This window comes from Rhizobium sp. BR 315 (genome assembly GCF_050577975.1).
GTDB classification, from domain to species: Bacteria; Pseudomonadota; Alphaproteobacteria; order Rhizobiales; family Rhizobiaceae; genus Rhizobium; species Rhizobium miluonense.
Genome location: NZ_JARWKZ010000082.1, coordinates 1 through 18179 on the forward strand (window position 1 = coordinate 1; position 18179 = coordinate 18179).

15 protein-coding genes and 1 pseudogene are annotated in these 18179 nt (G+C 60.7%); 10 read left to right on the top strand and 6 right to left on the bottom strand.

Translation table 11 applies throughout. The annotated features are described in order from the left end of the window. Nucleotides 1-17: 17 nt before the first annotated feature. From QD409_RS33405 to QD409_RS33415, 3 genes are read left to right on the top strand one after another with little or no spacing between them, the layout of a single operon-like run. A complete protein-coding gene (locus QD409_RS33405) occupies nt 18-947 on the top strand; it encodes an electron transfer flavoprotein subunit alpha/FixB family protein (RefSeq protein ID WP_430764845.1) in 930 nt (309 codons plus the stop codon). Continuing rightward, the gene (locus tag QD409_RS33410) at nt 944-1507 is read left to right on the top strand and encodes a hypothetical protein (protein WP_430764831.1); all 564 of its coding nucleotides are present in this window, start codon (nt 944-946) and stop codon (nt 1505-1507) included. Before QD409_RS33405 ends, QD409_RS33410 begins: the two co-directional genes overlap by 4 nt. 1 nt (nt 1508) lies before the next feature. After that, complete coding sequence (locus QD409_RS33415) at nt 1509-3173, top strand: electron transfer flavoprotein-ubiquinone oxidoreductase (protein WP_430764832.1); 1665 nt, start codon at nt 1509-1511, stop codon at nt 3171-3173. A gap of 80 nt (nt 3174-3253) precedes the next feature. On the opposite strand, the gene QD409_RS33420 is transcribed toward QD409_RS33415, so the two are convergent. From QD409_RS33420 to QD409_RS33430, 3 genes are all read right to left on the bottom strand, one after another. Beyond that, the gene (locus QD409_RS33420; RefSeq protein WP_430764833.1) at nt 3254-4573 is read right to left on the bottom strand and encodes an NAD(P)/FAD-dependent oxidoreductase; all 1320 of its coding nucleotides are present in this window, start codon (nt 4571-4573) and stop codon (nt 3254-3256) included. Between the two features lie 77 nt (nt 4574-4650). Further along, nucleotides 4651-5058 carry a RidA family protein gene (locus tag QD409_RS33425; RefSeq protein WP_430764834.1) on the bottom strand — a complete coding sequence of 136 codons (408 nt, stop codon included), beginning with the start codon at nt 5056-5058 and terminating at the stop codon, nt 4651-4653. A 63-nt stretch (nt 5059-5121) separates the two neighbouring features. Further along, a complete protein-coding gene (locus QD409_RS33430; protein WP_430764835.1) occupies nt 5122-6483 on the bottom strand; it encodes a flavin monoamine oxidase family protein in 1362 nt (453 codons plus the stop codon). A gap of 398 nt (nt 6484-6881) precedes the next feature. Here QD409_RS33430 and QD409_RS33435 point away from each other — a divergent pair. The 7 genes and pseudogenes from QD409_RS33435 to rctB form a co-directional block, all read left to right on the top strand. Beyond that, nucleotides 6882-7094, top strand: a pseudogene (locus QD409_RS33435) (Asp/Glu racemase); the annotation flags it as partial. A 678-nt stretch (nt 7095-7772) separates the two neighbouring features. Further along, nucleotides 7773-8360: a hypothetical protein gene (locus QD409_RS33440; RefSeq protein ID WP_430764836.1), complete on the top strand. Its 588-nt coding sequence runs from the start codon at nt 7773-7775 to the stop codon at nt 8358-8360. Further along, nucleotides 8293-9873, top strand: coding sequence for a Re/Si-specific NAD(P)(+) transhydrogenase subunit alpha (locus tag QD409_RS33445; protein WP_430764837.1), 1581 nt, complete (start codon nt 8293-8295; stop codon nt 9871-9873). Before QD409_RS33440 ends, QD409_RS33445 begins: the two co-directional genes overlap by 68 nt. Nucleotides 9874-9892: 19 nt before the next feature. Next, nucleotides 9893-11326 carry an NAD(P)(+) transhydrogenase (Re/Si-specific) subunit beta gene (locus tag QD409_RS33450; protein WP_430764838.1) on the top strand — a complete coding sequence of 478 codons (1434 nt, stop codon included), beginning with the start codon at nt 9893-9895 and terminating at the stop codon, nt 11324-11326. 705 nt (nt 11327-12031) lie between these two features. Next, nucleotides 12032-12781 (top strand): helix-turn-helix transcriptional regulator, encoded by a 750-nt coding sequence (locus QD409_RS33455; protein WP_430764839.1) that lies wholly within the window; start codon nt 12032-12034, stop codon nt 12779-12781. A gap of 66 nt (nt 12782-12847) precedes the next feature. Continuing rightward, nucleotides 12848-13513, top strand: coding sequence for an acyl-homoserine-lactone synthase (locus tag QD409_RS33460; protein WP_430764840.1), 666 nt, complete (start codon nt 12848-12850; stop codon nt 13511-13513). A gap of 22 nt (nt 13514-13535) precedes the next feature. After that, the gene (gene rctB, locus QD409_RS33465; protein ID WP_430764841.1) at nt 13536-13883 is read left to right on the top strand and encodes an SMa0974 family conjugal transfer regulator; all 348 of its coding nucleotides are present in this window, start codon (nt 13536-13538) and stop codon (nt 13881-13883) included. 36 nt (nt 13884-13919) lie between these two features. On the opposite strand, the gene QD409_RS33470 is transcribed toward rctB, so the two are convergent. From QD409_RS33470 to QD409_RS33480, 3 genes are all read right to left on the bottom strand, one after another. Continuing rightward, the gene (locus QD409_RS33470; RefSeq protein ID WP_430764842.1) at nt 13920-16388 is read right to left on the bottom strand and encodes a zeta toxin family protein; all 2469 of its coding nucleotides are present in this window, start codon (nt 16386-16388) and stop codon (nt 13920-13922) included. A gap of 2 nt (nt 16389-16390) precedes the next feature. Beyond that, nucleotides 16391-16660, bottom strand: a complete 270-nt coding sequence (locus QD409_RS33475) for a hypothetical protein (RefSeq protein ID WP_430764843.1) — start codon at nt 16658-16660, stop codon at nt 16391-16393. Nucleotides 16661-16704: 44 nt separating this feature from the next. After that, a partial coding sequence (locus tag QD409_RS33480; RefSeq protein ID WP_430764844.1) for a BID domain-containing protein occupies nt 16705-18179 on the bottom strand: 1475 nt, incomplete at its 5' end.

Sequence of the window (18179 nt, forward strand, 5' to 3'; positions counted from 1 at the left end):
CAAGGGAGAACACAACCATGGCCATTCTTCTTCTGGCAGATCACGACAACGCAACCCTTTCCGACMAGACCGCCAAGGCGCTGACGGCAGCATCGAAGATCGGTTCCGACGTGCATGTGCTCGTCGCCGGCTCTGGTGCCAAGGCTGCGGCCGATGCGGCTGCAAAGCTCTCGGGCGTGACGAAGGTCCTGCTCGCCGACGATGCAAGCCTCGGCAACAACCTCGCCGAACCGCTGGCAGCGCTCATCGTGTCGCTTGCCGGCTCCTATGACGCCATCGTCTCGGCTGCGACCTCCGTCGGCAAGAACGTGCTGCCGCGCGTTGCCGCCCTGCTCGACGTCGCGCAGATCTCGGAAATCATTGAGGTCGTCTCTGCTGACACGTTTAAGCGTCCGATCTATGCCGGTAATGCCATCCAGACGGTAAAGTCGTCCGATGCRAAGAAGGTAATCACGGTTCGCACCGCCTCTTTCGCCGCAGCCGGTGAGGGCGGCAGCGCTTCGGTCGAGACCATCTCGGCCGCCGCGAACCCGGGTCTCTCGACTCATGTCAAGGATGCGCTGTCCTCGTCGGATCGTCCGGAACTGACGTCTGCCAAGATCATCATCTCGGGCGGCCGTGCACTCGGCTCGTCGGAGAAGTTCCAAGAGGTKATCCTTCCGATCGCCGACAAGCTGGGTGCTGCCGTCGGTGCAAGCCGCGCTGCTGTCGATGCGGGCTATGCGCCGAACGACTGGCAGATCGGCCAGACCGGCAAGGTTGTTGCCCCCGACCTCTACATCGCYTGCGGCATCTCCGGTGCCATCCAGCATCTGGCCGGCATGAAGGATTCGAAGGTGATCGTCGCGATCAACAAGGACGAGGAGGCGCCGATCTTCCAGGTCGCCGATTACGGTCTTGTGGCAGATATCTTCGATGCCCTACCGGAACTGCAGAAGGCGCTTTGACTGATTTAACATTGCCTCCCAAGCGACGGATGGCGTGGCTTTCAGGCTGCGTCATCCTTTTGATTTCTTTTGCTCCAGAAGATCTTTGGATGAAAAATCTACGTCCTGACAGCATCGTGCAGTCGATCCACCGCATCGTGGCCGCGATCACCGGCTACCTCGCCAAATCGCGAGGTTACATCTCGGACAGGTCGCAGTTCGATGATCGCGCCGATCGCAAATGTCATGGGTGCGAAATCGACCCTGATGTCTTCTTCGGACAGGCATCCCTGCGACGGGAACGTCGGGCGGATTTGCCAGCTTCGGCCGGCCGGCGCAGATTGGATAGAGCTTGGTGCCACGGCAATAGACGTGGTGTTAAATCCCGCTCTGACACCCCAGACAGGGGCACGTTCTGCCTCGTCGGCGACGTCGCCTTCCGGCGAGTGCGCGAAGGTCTGGAGTGTAATCACGCCCGTCCCCGCGGCATCGGCCCCATGACCATCCTTCCGCTGATGGCGAGTACGGCGATCACCCCTATCGCAAACTCGACGCAGGCCGCCAAAGTTCTGAGAGACTGACATGAGCGAAGAAATGGAACTCCCCGAACGCGAAAGCATGGAATTCGACGTTGTGATCGTTGGTGCGGGGCCTGCGGGCCTGTCGGCGGCGATCCGGCTGAAGCAGGTCAATCCTGATCTCACCGTCGTCGTGCTGGAGAAGGGCTCGGAAGTCGGCGCGCATATCCTCTCCGGCGCGGTCGTCGATCCCATCGGCATCGACCGCCTGCTGCCCGATTGGCGCGAGGACGACAGCCATCCCTTCAAGACCGAGGTCAAGGACGACCACTTCCTGCTGCTCGGCCCGGCGGGCTCCGTGCGCCTGCCGAACTTCGCCATGCCGCCGCTGATGAACAACCACGGCAACTACATCGTCTCGCTCGGCAATGTCTGTCGCTGGCTGGCGACGAAGGCGGAGGAACTCGGCGTCGAGATTTATCCGGGCTTTGCCGCGACCGAAGTGCTCTACAATGACGAGGGCGCGGTGATCGGCGTCGCCACCGGCGACATGGGCATCGAGCGGAGCGGCGAGCCCGGCCCGAACTATACCCGCGGCATGGCGCTGCTCGGCAAGTACACGCTGATCTCCGAAGGCGTGCGCGGTTCGCTMGCCAAGCAGCTGATCGCGAAGTTCGACCTCCAGAAGGATCGCGAGCCCCAGAAGTTCGGCATCGGCCTCAAGGAGCTCTGGCAGGTGAAGCCTGAGAACCACAAGCCCGGCCTCGTGCAGCACTCCTTCGGCTGGCCGCTCGGCATGAAGACCGGCGGCGGTTCGTTCCTGTACCATCTGGAAGACAACCTCGTCGCCGTCGGCTTCGTGGTGCATCTCAATTACAAGAACCCCTATCTCTATCCCTTCGAGGAATTCCAGCGCTTCAAGACGCATCCGGCGATCCGGGGCACCTTCGAAGGCGGCAAGCGGCTTTCCTATGGCGCACGCGCCATCACGGAAGGCGGCTACCAGTCGGTGCCGAAGCTGTCCTTCCCCGGCGGCGCGCTGATCGGCTGCTCGGCCGGCTTCGTCAACGTTCCCCGCATCAAGGGCAGCCACAATGCGGTGCTGTCGGGCATGCTCGCCGCCGAGAAGCTGGCGGATGCCATTGCCCACGGCCGCGCCAACGATGAGCCGATCGAGATCGAACAGGGCTGGCGCGACAGTGCCATCGGCCAGGACCTGAAAAAGGTGCGCAACGTCAAGCCGCTCTGGTCGAAGTTCGGGACGGCGATCGGCGTCGCGCTCGGCGGTCTCGATATGTGGACCAACCAGTGGTTCGGTTTCTCCTTCTTCGGAACGCTGAAGCACGGCAAGACCGATGCGCAGTCGCTCGAACCCGCCTCCCAGCACAAGAAGATCGACTATCCGAAGCCGGACGGTGTCCTGACCTTCGACCGTCTCTCCTCAGTCTTCCTGTCCAACACCAACCACGAGGAAGACCAGCCGGTGCATCTCAAGGTCAGGGACATGGAGCTGCAGAAGCGCTCCGAGCACGACATCTATGCCGGCCCCTCGACCCGCTACTGTCCGGCCGGCGTCTACGAATGGGTGGAGAAGGATGGCAAGGACATCTTCGTCATCAACGCCCAGAACTGCGTGCACTGCAAGACCTGCGACATCAAGGACCCCAACAAGAACATCAACTGGGTGACGCCGCAGGGCGGCGAAGGCCCGGTCTATCCGAATATGTGAATTTTGCACAGCATCGGCTTATAAATATATGATCGTCTTCTCCGGCAACCGTTTCGTAGGTTGCCTTTAGGCAATGCGTCTCATTCTGGTGCCTCGAAAATGGAGCCCACCAGTTGCCGGCGAGCCTTTCTCCGCAGCGCGCTCCAAGCCAGCCCCTTGCCCAGATAGTCAAACGGGGTCGGCGGCCATTTCCGCGGCGTCCGGTTGACGATCCAGAAATCGGTGAGGTCGCTACTGACGTCGTTCAGCATGTGCGAGACGGTCTGGCCGTGCAGATGGTTGATCGCCAGCCCATGGCCCCAGCACCCGCCAATATAGATCACGCGCCGGTCGCCGAGAGTCGTCAAGTGCGGCACCAGGTCCATCGTCCCGGACATGTGCCCGCCCCAGCTATGGGCGATGCGAATATCGCCCAACTGCGGGAAAATCCGCTTGAGATGCTGCAGTGAAACTTCTCCGCCCACCGCGCTAGCCGTCGGCTCCATTTCGCCGAACATCGAGTGCCCGCCGTAATAGATCCAGTAGAACTGGATGCGACCGTCGGCGGTGGGCGCCATATAATGGAAGAGTTCGAGCGTACTTTCGATCGCATTACCGCGTTGCCAGCCAATCGCCTTCCACTGTGCGGGCGTCAGGCGTTCCGTCACCGCGCCCCGTGCGAAGACTGGGGATTGAAATCGGCGTAGTTCGCGCCCGACTGGGCCTTCAAGCATGTGGGTGAAAGCGTTGGTCGCGATTACGACCTTGCTTGCAAAAATCTCCCCGCGCGGTGTGGCGATCCGGACGCCCGATGTCTGGCGCTCGATATGAATGGCGGGGCTGTTTTCGTAGACATGCGCGCCGGCGGCCTCAGCGAGGCGCTTCAACTCGCGCACCTGCTTACAAGGGTTGAGTAGTCCGAGATTGGGATCGAACAATGCCGCCTTGAAATTCGGATTGCCGCTGAATTCCGCCTGCAGGCTGGCCCCCTCCATCCACTGAAGCCCCTGCATGCCGAACTCGGAATACATCGCCTGCAGAGCGCGAGCGTCGTCCACCCACCGTTCGTCGAAGGCCACCCGCATCAAACCCGGATGCCGATAGTCGGACTGGAGCCCGTGGCTGCCGATAATCTCGCGTGTATATACCATCGCGCGCAGACAGTAGTCGAACGCCGCCTTCGAGCGCTCGAGGCCGTACTTTCGGCGGATGGTGAACTGATCCATGCCGAACTGCGGCATGATCCAGCCGGCAGCGCGGCCGCTGGCCCCGAAACCGACGATCTCACCTTCGATCAACACGATACGACCGGTACCGTCCTTCGCGGCATGCCAGGCGGTTGACATACCGGCGATGCCACCGCCGATGACGGCGACATCGCAAACGATCCGCCCATCCACGGCATGGTTCGGGACATACATGCCATAGTCATGCAGCCAAAAGGATTTTCCCGAATGGGGTGCTGATCCGTGAGCCTGCATGACCACAGTGCCTCGCGTCAGTTTGATTGGGGGATGTAGGCGACGGCAGTCGTCTCGACACGGATCGCCGGGCTGGTGAAGCCGACGACTTCCATGCCCGCGACCGAGGGCCCGTCCTCGCCGTAGAAGGCCTGGCGATGCGGGAAGAGAGTCTCGTTGAACTCGTCCGCGCTGACATTGTAGTAGATGGCTTCGCTTACCACATCACGCGGCGTACCGCCGAACTTTTGCAGGATATTGCCGAGGATGTCGTAGATCCGCTTCATCTGCGCTGCCGGGTCGTCGGCATAGATTTCGTTGCCTTCGTCATCCGTCGACGTCAGGCCGCCGATGAAAAGATAGTCCCCGGCCCGAACGGCCATTGACATGCAGAAATGCTTCTCCATCTCGGGAAGCATGTGGAAAAATAGCGGCTTCTTTGCCATGTCAGCTCCTGGTCGCTCAAATTGCAGAAATGAGCAAGGTGCGCGGTTTCGATCGGTGCGGTGTTAGCCAGTGAGACCGGGCGGCGCCTTAAAGCGCCGTGGGGGCGTTAGGTTTGAACCAGAGCGCATTTCAGTTTCCACCTTGTCCGCAGTTAGCAGACCGGACTCGATTGCGCCGTCCATAAAGCCTACCCAATTTCGCCCGAGATAGTCGCCGGCGAAATGGACATGGCCCTCCGGCGTCTTGAAGGACTTTGCGATCCGCACGTTCTGCGTCGGCCGCGGCATGTGCCAGGTGCCAAGTGAGAACTCGTCGTTTGCCCAGTCGTGCCCGGTGGTCGAAACGGCCTTCAATTCGGGGTGAAGGCTGGCAAGCACCGCGTTGACCTCGTCGAGGTTCTTCGGGTCGAAAGCCGAGCCATCCGTGCCGAAGCCGACGTAGATGCGGATTTCGCCCTCTATACGGATAGGGTTGAGGAGGCTAATCGGTGCGCCTGGCGGAGCGATGACGGCATGGCCGGTGGCTTCGCCTTCCGTGCGGAACAGTACTTTCATGCCCTTTGCGGCATGTTCCTCGCGCGAAAGGACTAGCTTGTCCTCCGCAAGCGTCGGCGTGAACTGGATGTTTTTCAGACRGTTCATCGGGACCGCGCAGACCAGTTTCTTCGCCGTGAAGCGGCGGCCGTCGCGGGTCGTCGCTGCGACGCCGCGCTCGTCCTGCCCCACGTCGGCGACGGGGGAGTTGAGGCGGATGTCGAGATTGGCGCGCTCCGCCATGTAGGTGATGAGGGAGGTAACGCCGCTGTCGATCTTGTAGCGGGCGAGGCAATCGATCATCAGCCCGATATCCCAGCCGGAAATGGACCACCAGCGCAGTTGAGAGAGGTACCCGGACTGGTTCAACGGCGCGTTCGTCTGGGCACTTACCTCAGCGGCGAAGGCTGCTTTCTCAAGCGGCGAAAGACCCATCCGGTCGAGCACGTCCTGAACGCTCAGCGTGTTGAGTTCCTCAGCCTCTGCAATCGTTTCGAGAGTGTAGGGCCTGTCCATGCGCGGACCATCCGGCGTATCGCCGGCGAATTTCTTCCAGGCACTTTGAAGGATCACCCGGAACTCACTAAACTCGATGTCCTGGGGCTTGCCATCTACCCAAATAGTGAGCGGCGGCAGCCAGGGATCCTCATGCAGCTTCAGGCCGGAGCGGGCGAATTCCGCCCAGACATAGGGCTGGAACCAGTGGATCCACGTACAGCCCAGCTCAACCTTATGACCGTCGAGGTCCGACGTCCAGGCGCGCCCGCCAATTCGATCTCGCGCCTCAAGCACGACGACCTTGCGGCCGTTGTTCTTCAATTCGCGGGCCGCTGTGACGCCGGCGAAGCCGGCACCAAGCACGATGACGTCGAAATCGGTTTCGTGTTCCATGCAAATTCCCCTCGATGTCAGTGGTCGGTGACAGATTCGACGATGCGGCGGTTGCGATCCTATGAAACCCGTAAGGTCGGCTCCTCAAGCGACCGAATTTATTATTCAAAGTTATATTACGACTGGGAATATGGCAAGCACCGCTCAGTCTCTACGGGCCATTTCGATGCCGTCTCTATTGGAAGATGGGGGAAGAAAGCGGCCATTTTGCTGCCTATCGCTGTAAAGTTCTTCTTTAAATCAATAATTTGACCTGTACCTTATTCAGAACGCCGAATACTCCCTCTAGCCGGATGCAATAAAGATATCCCTTTACCATTTCGGATTTACCTTGTCCTATATTTCCCATTATGAATAATTTACTGCGGTGAAACCTACTCGAAAGAAGGGGCCCACAAATGAAGCGCTTTCGTATTGGTCAGATCGCTCCAAGCTCCAACATGACGATGGAAACCGAGATACCCGCGTTGGTGCGTGCCAGAGAGCTCGTATCGCCAGAGTGCTTCACGTTCCACTCCTCTCGCATGCGGATGAAGCATGTAACCGCCGAGGAATTGAAGGCCATGGACAGGGACAGCGATCGGTGTGCGCTCGAACTGTCGGATGCGCGCGATCACTTTTCAGGCGGCAGACCACCAGGGCGAATTCACGACATTGCCAAAGGGGCACCTGTCGACACCTAAGGGCTCGTCCGCTATTATTTCGGCAGCAGGGAAGCGCCGTTCGATGACGCCTTCCGTCTGGTGGGGATTGTTGTTTATCTGGGGGCGGCGGCATGTTTTTCGAACCGCCCGACGGCATCAGTTCTGCTGCTTACGGCCAGTTCCCGTGCAGTATTGTCATCATGGTTCCAGCGCCTCCATGGTAATGAGATAACTGCGGATTAAAGAAGGGTGCGCGGCAGTCCCCGCCTGTATAATCTGGCGTCCAACTACGCGCCAGACGTCCTATTAATTATTCGAGATCATAATATTTTCCGTTATTGATAGGCTACATACGCGGGCTACGCTCAAGGCCGTTGACATCCATAACAGGAGTAATTATTCACTGTAGGAATAAAAAGGGAGCATGGCACGACAAATATGTGCTTGTTATCTATCAAACATAGCCATGCCACCGACAACCCTGGCCAATTTCGGGGCTTTCACTGCAACGCCTTCCATCGTAGAGGCCAGCGCCACCTATTCCAGCACACCCGCTTATGTCGAATGAATCGTACCAGCATGTGCAAAGGACGTCTCGCTCATCATCCTGCACGGTGGCATGGCCTTAGCCATTGGGACGCCCGCGTGTCGGGCAAGGCGACAGCCGCTCCGAACTGCGAGATGCTCGAGCATCGCTTCTTCGATGCGGCGAAGCAAGGGCTCTGGCCGGAAGCCCGTAATATATGGACATGGCCATCCGATCCGCTTGCGGCCAATCGGTTCACTGTGAACCAGGCTCCTATGGCAATACGCCTCGTCGCAACCCAGCAACATGTAGCACCCGTCGCGCCTGAGCTGTTCGACGTGGTGGGCGACAGGATTTTGATCAACCTTTCCGCAGGCGCCGCCTGCGGTTGGGCGCTAGCCATCGGTGATCCGCGGGTCAAGGCCATCATTGCGTTGGAGGCGATAGGAAGTCCAACGCTTGATCATCCGCTTGACCATGATTCCCATGGTTTCGATGCCGCGCCACTTCCGGGGTCGCACGAACCCTTTCGGCAGGCCAATTGCGGCGGTCACCGGCGAAGCGACCTGGATCCCCCGGACGAGGCCGTGCATTTCCCCGTAAGCCGCGGTGCCGATCATTTCGAGAGGAACAGTAAATATGTCAAACAGGATCGGGGCACCTCGGGAGATCAATACAGGCGAGTCGCGAGTAGCACTGACACCTGACAGCGCGGCGCAGCTTGCAAAGCTTGGCTATAGCAGCGTCATCGAAACAGGCGCTGGTATCGCGGCCGGGTTCCCAGATGATGCCTATCGCGCCGCGGGCGTCGAGGTGGCGCCGTCGGCAGAGGCGCTCTGGGCTTCGGCCGATGTTGTCGTCAAGGTGCGACCGCCTGAGCCGAGCGAGGTCGCGCTTTTGTCTGCGGACAAGACGCTGATCTCGTTCTTCTATCCGGGCCAGGACGCGGAACTGCTGGAGCTTGCCAAGGCGAAGGGTGCCAACGTCATCGCCATGGACATGGTGCCGCGCATCAGCCGCGCGCAGAAAATGGATGCGCTGTCGTCGATGGCCAATATTGCCGGCTACCGCGCGGTGATCGAGGCCAGCAACAATTTCGGTCGCTTCTTCACCGGCCAGGTGACGGCCGCCGGCAAGGTGCCGCCGGCGAAGGTGCTGGTGATCGGTGCGGGTGTCGCCGGTCTTGCCGCGATCGGGGTCGCCACCTCGCTTGGTGCTCAGACCTATGCCTTTGACGTGCGTCCAGAGGTCGCCGAACAGATCGAGAGCATGGGAGCCGAGTTCGTCTATCTCGATTTCGATGGAGGTCAGCAGGATGGCGCTGCAACAGGCGGCTATGCGGCGCCCTCTTCACCGGAGTTCCGCGAGAAGCAGCTTGCCAAGTTCCGCGAGCTTGCGCCTCAGATCGATATCGTCATCACCACGGCGCTGATCCCCGGCCGCGATGCGCCGAAACTCTGGCTTGCCGACATGGTGGCGGCGATGAAGCCGGGATCGGTGGTGGTCGACCTTGCCGCCGAGCGCGGCGGCAACTGCGACCTGACGGTTGCCGATCAGCGGATCGTCTCCGACAACGGCGTCGTCATCATCGGCTATACCGATTTCCCGAGCCGCATGGCCGCGCAGGCATCGACGCTCTATGCCACCAATATCCGCCATATGCTGACCGACCTGACGCCGGGCAAGGATGGCAAGCTCGTCCACAACATGGAGGACGACGTCATCCGTGGCGCGACCGTCACCTTCGAGGGTGCGATCACCTACCCGCCGCCGCCGCCGAAGATCGCCGCGATCGCGGCGCAGAAACCAAAGGAGAAGGTGAAGGAACCGACGCCCGAGGAAAAGCGTGCTACCGAGACCGCAGCCTTCAAGGCCCAGACGCAGAGCCAGCTGACGCTTCTGGCCGTCGGCACGGCGCTGCTGCTTTTGGTCGGCGCGTTTGCACCGCCGGCCTTCATGAGCCACTTCGTCGTCTTCGTGCTCGCCTGCTTCGTCGGTTTCCAGGTCATCTGGAACGTCTCGCATTCGCTGCACACGCCGCTGATGGCCGTCACCAACGCGGTCTCCGGCATCGTCATTCTCGGCGCGCTCTTGCAGATCGGGTCTGGCAACTGGCTGGTGGTGCTGCTTGCAGCGCTCTCGGTGCTGATCGCCACGATCAACATCGTCGGCGGCTTCCTCGTCACGCGGCGCATGCTCGCCATGTTCCAGAAATCCTGATCGGGCAAGGGTAAACATCATGATGATCGGTATCGTATCGGCCGCCTATATTGCGGCAGCCGTTCTCTTCATCCTCTCGCTCGGCGGCCTTTCGGGCCAGGAAAGCGCCAAGCGCGCCGTCTGGTACGGCATGACCGGCATGGCACTCGCCATTGTCGCCACGGTCTTCGGGCCTGACGTCGGCAACTGGTTCATCATCGTCCTGATGATCGCCGGCGGCGCTGTGCTCGGCCACTTCGTCGCTTCCCGCGTCCAGATGACCGAAATGCCGCAGCTGGTTGCGGCACTCCATTCCTTCGTCGGTCTYGCCGCCGTSTTCATCGGCTTTAACGCCCATATCGAGGCGGCTGACGTCGCCGGTCTCGATGCGGCGGCCCGCTCTGCATTGACCGGCTTTGCCGCGATCCTTGCCCACAAGGAACCGGTGGAACTGTCGATCATGAAGGTCGARGTCTTCCTCGGCGTCTTCATCGGCGCCGTCACCTTTACCGGCTCCGTCATCGCCTTCGGCAAGCTTGCGGGCAAGGTCGACGGCAAGGCCAAGAAGCTGCCGGGCGGTCACCTGCTCAACGCCGGTGCTGCTCTTCTCTCGCTCGCGCTGCTGGTGCTCTACGTCAATGGTGCCGGCACCTGGACGCTGCTTGTCATGACGCTCGCCGCTTTCTTCATCGGCTATCACCTGATCATGGGCATCGGCGGCGCCGACATGCCGGTGGTGGTGTCGATGCTGAACAGCTATTCCGGCTGGGCGGCCGCGGCTATCGGCTTCACGCTCGGCAACGACCTGTTGATCGTCACCGGCGCGCTCGTCGGCTCCTCGGGTGCGATCCTCTCCTACATCATGTGCAAGGCGATGAACCGCTCGTTCCTGTCGGTCATTCTCGGCGGCTTCGGCGCGACCACCGGCCCACAGATGGAAATCACCGGCGAGCAGATCGCCATCAATGCCGATGGCGTGGCCGCAGCCCTCAACGACGCCGACAGCGTCATCATCGTGCCGGGCTACGGCATGGCGGTGGCGCAGGCGCAGCAATCGGTCTCCGAGCTCACCCGCAAGCTGCGGGCGGCCGGCAAGAACGTGCGCTTTGCCATTCATCCGGTTGCCGGCCGTCTGCCGGGCCACATGAACGTGCTTTTGGCCGAAGCGAAGGTTCCCTACGACATCGTGCTCGAGATGGACGAGATCAACGAGGACTTCCACGAAACCGATGTCGTCATCGTCATCGGCTCCAACGACATCGTCAATCCGGCCGCCCAGGAAGACCCGAACTCGCCGATTGCCGGCATGCCGGTGCTCGAAGTCTGGAAGGCGAAGCAGGTGTTCGTCTCCAAGCGCGGCCAGGGAACCGGTTATTCCGGCATCGAGAACCCGCTGTTCTACAAGGACAACACCCGCATGTTCTACGGCGATGCCAAGAAGAGCATCGACCAGTTGCTACCGGCGCTGGCATGAGCGGGGAATTCGCGATGAAAAAAGGGATTCCCGAAAGGTTGAAGCTCGATACGACCGCCTTGTGGCAGGAAAGGCCCGCGCCAAACAATGCAAGCGCGACACGCACCTCTAACGGGATCGCGCCCGCCACCTAGGTCACCTCGCTCGCGTCGTAGCCGACCGCTACGGGCAGAGTCGAATATGAAGTTCAGAGGTTTTGGCAGTGAAACTTGGTGAGTGACTGAAAACTTCGCTTTGAAAGACAGTGCTTCGACGAACTGGTTCGTTGGATTGGCCGTTACAATTGCGAAAATGGGCTGTGTGTTACATTTTCGCTTTTGTGAGATCCGTTGTAGGCAAAGCAACACTGCTCAAATCACCGTCCAGTTCTAAAGAGTGCAGTTTCGGCAATGAAGCTGGGTGAGTGACTGAAAGAACGGCTCTGGAAAACAGGTGCTTGGTTGATATCGTCGCAAAACAGCCTGTTGCGCCAGCAAAAGCAGGCTGTTTGTTGCTTTCTGAACGATGAGCACTCATCGCAACAGTCTGATCCAGCAGAAAAATCGAGAGCGCTTGACCGACGAAAAAGCAACACTTCCCAAATGACCTGTGAGGTTCCATAAATTAGGTTATGCGATATGTTATACCATTACGTGCTGTTCTTGAGCAACCGGTTCCCTTTCTACCACTGTCGATATGGCAGCAGACCGACTTGTGGAGTTTCGAATGGAGAAGTTACGGATACGAGATGAATTTCAAGATCTCATCCTTCAAATACAGAATGCTCCGAGTGTGATTTATGCACTCCACATTCTGGAAGCAGCGTACGGGATCGACTTTTCGACCTACCATCTGGCTATGGCTGTAGCAGATGTGGTCGACACTCCGTACGTTCGCACGACCTATCGTGATGCGTGGATTGCTCGCTACCTGCTCCGGGGGTACGTGAAAATCGATCCGATCGTCCGCGAGGGTCTCATCCGGCAAATGCCGTTCGACTGGCGCGAGGTCGAGGTTCCACAGACGGCCCAGGACTTTCTGCTCGACGCCCAGGAATACGGTGTCGGAGCCAATGGATACTCCATCCCCATCATCGACAAGAAACGTCGCGCGCTCTTCTCCCTGAACTCGAGAAAGCCCGCCAGCGAATGGAGCACCCTCGTCCAGACGTATAGCCACGAGTGGCTCGATCTTGCGTTTCTGATCCACAGAAAAGCGGTGTTCGAACTCCACGGCGAGCATGATCCTATCCCGCAGCTCGGTCCGCGCGAGAAGGAGTGCCTGTACTGGTCCGCCCTTGGAAAAACGAACGAGGAAATCGCCGAAATCCTCGGCCTCTCAATGCATACGACGCAACGATATCTGATGTCAGCACGCCATAAGCTTGGAGCGGCATCGACCACATCGGCAACTGCTCTTGCGATACAGCTGCGCCTGATAAACCCATATGGCAATATGCAGGATTCGGGGAGCTGATCCCCGAATATTTCGCGCGCGCGCGTCCGGTTGCACGCTGGCCCCGATCAAAATGCGGAGGCAAGCATGTATCTCCTTATTCAAGCCCACGAATATCACAAACATAACAAACTGCTCGATCAGTCGTTCCGGCTCAGGAAGCGAGTGTTCGCAGACCGGCTCGGCTGGGATGTGTGCGTGTCCGGCGATTGCGAGCGGGATCGCTACGACGACCTTCACCCTGCTTATCTGCTGTGGTGCGACGAAGATCGAAGTCAGCTTTATGGCTCTGTTCGGCTCATGCCCACGACTGGTCCGACGCTCCTTTATGACGTCTTCCGGGAAACATTCCCTGATGCGTGCGACCTCATCGCGCCCGGAATTTGGGAAGGCACGCGGATGTGCATCGATGAAGATGCGATCGGTCGAGATTTTCCCGACATGCGGCCCGATAGGGCATTTTGCCTACTGCTTCTCGCCTTGTGCGAGGCGGCACTCGCCAATGGCATCCACACAATGATCTCGAACTACGAGCCGCACATGCGGCGTGTTTACCAAAAAGCCGGTGCCGAACTCGATGAACTTGGCCGCTCTGCTGGTTATGGCCGTTTCCCAGTCTGCTGCGGTGCCTTCGAGGTTTCGCACCGCGTTCTGCGTGCCATGCGCAACAAACTCCACGTCAGCGGCCCGCTTTATCGCCGACCTGCGTTTCCATCGCGCGTCGCCGCTGCTCCGGCATTGCAATTTGCCTGATTAGAATGACCTGGAAATTCTCATGCCCAAACACACTTCCGAAACGGTCGTCTGGGTCGCAGATGCGGACCGGATTGCTGAGACGCTATGCGGATCGCTTCGCCATTGCGCTCTTTCGATTGATACCAATCGCGCCGACCGCGTTTTGAACTTTGGTGACGGCAGGGCGATCGTCAAGCCGAAAGTTTGCGGCCTCTGCCTGCGCGTGGAGGCTGAGGATCTCGCAACGTTCCTCGGGATCCGATCCCTCCTGCAAGTGGCCCTGTCTCGGGCCTCGAACGATCAATCCGGCCACCTCGAATGGCATCCAGCTGTCGACGAGCTGACTGACGTGATCAGTCGGCGGGCGGGCCGCACCGGCAGATGCTGACGTCCGTGCCCTTTGATCCGCAGACCATGGGCGGGATCAACGCTTTATCCCGAGTTGGTTTGTGCTCACAACCTGGCGCGACTGCCGAAGGGACTGGCCCTGCAGCACGCCGGCGCGATCCTGGACGCGCTTGAGGGAAGCAGCCTGCTCGGGTGTTATCCCAAGGGAAGATCCTACCTTGGCGAAATTCTCTTCTTTCAGGGCAGTTCGATCCGCCGCGGAAAGACGTTTGGTCATCGCCAGGGTGAGCTTCTCGAGTTCACGACGGAACGCTGGATCCGCATTCAGCCGGCGGACCTGGTCCTGGTCACGCCCCAACATCAAGGCCGTAAGGTCTTTCGATGGCATGGGAACTTCCACCCTGTGTCGCGCCTGCTCCTCGCGGTGGCGAAGGCTGATCTGATGCCGCTCGAAATCCACTGCCATCCCATAATCGGCCAACGCCGCCGCGAGCCGCGGAGCGTGGGCCTCGGCTGCCTGACGGGCCGGGCTTGGTCCCTTTAGCCATGTCCGCGCTTCGCCGGCCAGTTCACCAAGACGACCCTCGCGCATGTCATCGCCAGCGGCCGCGCCGCTCTGCGCACCAGAGATCCGCGCGACCGAGGCCGAGACCGCCTGACTGTTGCCGAACACCAGCCGGGTCAGGTTTTCGATCTCGGTCCGCTTGTCGGCAAGTCGCGAAGACACACGCAGCCGATCCGCGATCTCGCTCTCGGTCAGATCCAGCAGATTCCACGCCGGAACAAGGACGCCGGATCGAACCGCGCTCCTCTCCTGGGTCCGGCTCTTTCCAAGATTGCGCTCGTTGTCGGCAATACCACGAACAAGCTCACCGGCTGCCCGGCGTGCCTCGGCGTCGAGGCGACCATGCCGCGCCGTTTCGGCCAGGACAGCCTCCATCATGGTTTTGGCTCGTGCCCGGTTTTCCAGATCGGCGGTCCGTAGCCGAAGGTCGTCGCGCAGCGCACGGATCGGCTCTCCMTTTTCATCCACGATCATGGTCGCCATCACGGAACGCTCGGCAATGGCCATGTTGCGCTCAAGTCGACGGCGTGCCTGGGCAATTGCCGTCGCATATCCCGGCTCGACGATATCAGACATGGTTGCGTGCGCCGACATGCCGGAAGCGACGGCGTTGGCGGCGCGAGCAAGCGTCCTGGGCATCCCGGCGGCCTCAAGCCAAGAGTCGACGACGTTGGCGAGCCGCGACAGACGATCGGTCCGGCCAAAGATGTCCCGATCGATTGCGGTCTGATTCAGCGCGACATCAAAAGTTTCCGTCAGCCGTCGGCGAGACCCATTCGGTATTTCGACCGCAAGATCCGCCGGCAATCGATGCGCCGCCGGGAACTCCCGGGTGCCGTGCTTGTCCTGGACCATTGCCCGCGTCGATACGATGGTCGCGCCATCGGGTAAGAGGCCGAGGTCTCGGGCGGCTTCGACCAGTTTCAAAGCCATGTAGCTCTGTGTCAGTCGACCGCTCGCATGGGATTCAATATTGCCGATCGGCCGACGTTCCGCGTCGCGTAGCGCGTTGTCATACAGCTCGACGAACAGGCCGAGCGCATCGGCGCGGCTCTGAAAGATGGATCGCCCTCGCTTTTGCCCATTCTCGCCGTCAGCATCGCGGCGCTGAGCGAGCAGGTGCTGTGCGTMCTCGACGGCGCGCGCCCTGACGGCGGCGATGCGATCGTCCGGCGCCCGCCGTTCCTCCATACGCGCGAGAACATGGTTCCAGTCGTCGGAGAACCGCTGCAGCTCCCCAGTCGTCATCGGTCGCGATTGCTCGCGTTCGAGGCCAAGCCTTGCATGGGGTGGCTGCGACCAGCCGCCCCCATGTTGCTCGTTGTCGTAAAGGATTGTCCCACCTCGTGTCCTGAGCTGAACACGATCAACCAGGTTCTCACTTTCAAGCTTCTCGAGACTGACGCGCAGCCCGGTGACTGCGGCGTCATGAACATGCTGCGGGGGAAAGCGCGCCGCATCGCCTGCGCGCAGCATCTCTTCGAAGCGATAGTGGTTCCCCTGCCAGCTGAGCCGTGGATTGACGGCGACGGCTCGGGCTTCGACATAATAGCCGGCGGCGCGAGCAACGCCGACAACCCGGGCGACATTCTCCGGCGTCCGCATCGTCGTTTCAAAGACGATGTTGACGTTGCGCTCCGTGGCGGCGGCCAGGAGCTTTTCCGTCCAACGGCCGGAATCAGCCTGGGTGAACTGCGACGCCGTTTCCGGATCCCGTCTTTGGAACGCCAGGAAGTTGGGATGATAGGAGCGCAGATCGTCGCCAACGATGCGGATCGTCGGCCCGGATCGATCGAGCTCGGCGTGGCTCGCAATCAGCACCGCGGTTTTGCCGGCGCCCGGCTGGCCGCCGAGCAGGATAAGGCGGGGTCGCCCTGCCCGCCCGATATCGTCCGGCAGATAGTCGGGCAGAATGTCTTTGCGGAAAATGCTCTCGTTTCTCTCCGGTGAGAGCGGCCCGGATGCCTGATCCTCCGCCATGATCAGAACTCCGCCCAGAACCGGGCTTCGTCCTTCACGCGCGGTCCCCAGAGCGCGATCAGGTTTTCGACGGTTTGGCGGTCGGCAACAGCGATGCTGTGCTKGATGGCGATGAGATCGCGGCGGCGAAGCCGCAGCGCTTCCGCCGCCTCGGTATCCGTCCMTTCGAGCTCATAGACGCGGGCCGTGACGATGGCCCGGGCCTGATTGAGGATCTCGATGGCGATCTCGGTGCGGAGGATCGCGTCGTAAGAAATTTCCTGTTCAGCCATCTTGGTCTCCTTGTGGTTTGTTCAAAGTCGTTGGTGCAAAATGTTCAGCGGACCACGCCCCGGACGCGGTCGAGGACCCGCCGTTGACGCTCCGCCATGATCTCCTGGCTTGCCTGCATGCGGACGGTCTGCTGCAATACCTGCAACCGTTCCTGCATCACCTCGAAAGCACGGCGCTGCGCCGGCGCAACGCGATTGATGACGTCCTTCTCACCGCGCAGAATGGCGTTTCGACCGAAGCGTTCGTCGAGCGCTCGACTGACCGCGACGAACTCCCGGCGGGTCAAGGGATCGAGCGAGCCGGCAGCCACCTCGAGTCTGGCATCCTTTTTCTTCATCGCCGCCGAGAGCTCCCGCAACGCCTCTTCGGCAGACACCGACAGTCCTGGAATGGCGACGCTCATGCGCCGGCGCTCCTCGGTAGTCGCCTTCGTCTCGGCCTCTAGAGCCGTGGCATAGGAGGCACCAAGCGACCGGACGCGGCTCTCGGCTTCCGGAACGGCTTGAAGGGCGTCCTTTCGCTCGCGCCCGACCGCCAGCAATTTGTCCATGATGCKATCGGAGCCGCGCAAGGCGCCATAGGCTGCGGGATCATTGGCGACGGCCGCAGCGATCCGATCGCCCGCGTAGCCTTTCACGATCAGCGCCTCGATCTTGGCAACAGTGCCGGCAGGATCGCGCCAGAGACGCGCTGCCGTTTCGACAAGAGCCGCCCGATTGTGGCGGTAGTGGGCGACGGCACCCGCCCGCTTCCGTGCCTCTTCCTGGACAGGCATTTTGAACTCCGTCACAGCGGCGAGCATCGGCCACACGGACATGGTCTCCCTTCCCGGCTCGACGCTGGCGCCGGCCACGATCTTCGAGCGATCCTTCCTCTCGGCAAGATGCTGTTCCTCGGCAAACCGGCGCACGACGGCAAACAGGCGCGCCAGTTTCTCGCGACKGTCGGGAGCAAGATCCTCCGGCATGCGCTCCACCATGTTTCGCTCTGCTGTGGTATCTGCCTTGTCGGTGAAGGCGGACCAGCCGAAACGCGCCGTCAGCGCCTCGTTGACGGCCTTGACCTCCTGAACCAGCGAGCGATCCTCGACCGCATAGGCGAAGGCTGTCTTGTAAGCGTCCTGCCCGCCGCGTTCGCGTATGGCCTCGATTTCCACGAGGTGCGCTATCGCCTGTTTCGAGAGCGCGGGAACCGACAAGGACATGTGCGCGCGGCGCTGTTCCTCACGAATACCAAAGCGTTCGGCCTGGCGGCGGAACTCTGTTGCATGGGCACGCGCCAACGGCAGCAAGTCCGTCAGCGCGGCCATTGCTTTATCGCGCTCGGTGCGGGCCGCGCTGCCGTCGACCAGAAGCTCCGATCCACGCAAGCGACCGAGACGCTGCGGCTTCGTCGCAAGATCATCGGCGAGCTTGCGCGGCTCGATCCGGACATCGGAGGCAAGCACATTCAGCCTGGCGAGCGCGCCATCGGGATCGCGATAGATCTTTTGCAGAACCGGACGAAGGATCGCATCCC

Coding starts and splice junctions, on each gene's coding strand:
- QD409_RS33445 (WP_430764837.1), top strand. CDS start 8,293: ATGTCAAACAGGATCGGGGCACCTCGGGAGATCAATACAGGCGAGTCG.
- QD409_RS33425 (WP_430764834.1), bottom strand. CDS start 5,058: ATGGCAAAGAAGCCGCTATTTTTCCACATGCTTCCCGAGATGGAGAAG.
- rctB (WP_430764841.1), top strand. CDS start 13,536: ATGCCCAAACACACTTCCGAAACGGTCGTCTGGGTCGCAGATGCGGAC.
- QD409_RS33460 (WP_430764840.1), top strand. CDS start 12,848: ATGTATCTCCTTATTCAAGCCCACGAATATCACAAACATAACAAACTG.
- QD409_RS33455 (WP_430764839.1), top strand. CDS start 12,032: ATGGAGAAGTTACGGATACGAGATGAATTTCAAGATCTCATCCTTCAA.
- QD409_RS33420 (WP_430764833.1), bottom strand. CDS start 4,573: ATGTATGTCCCGAACCATGCCGTGGATGGGCGGATCGTTTGCGATGTC.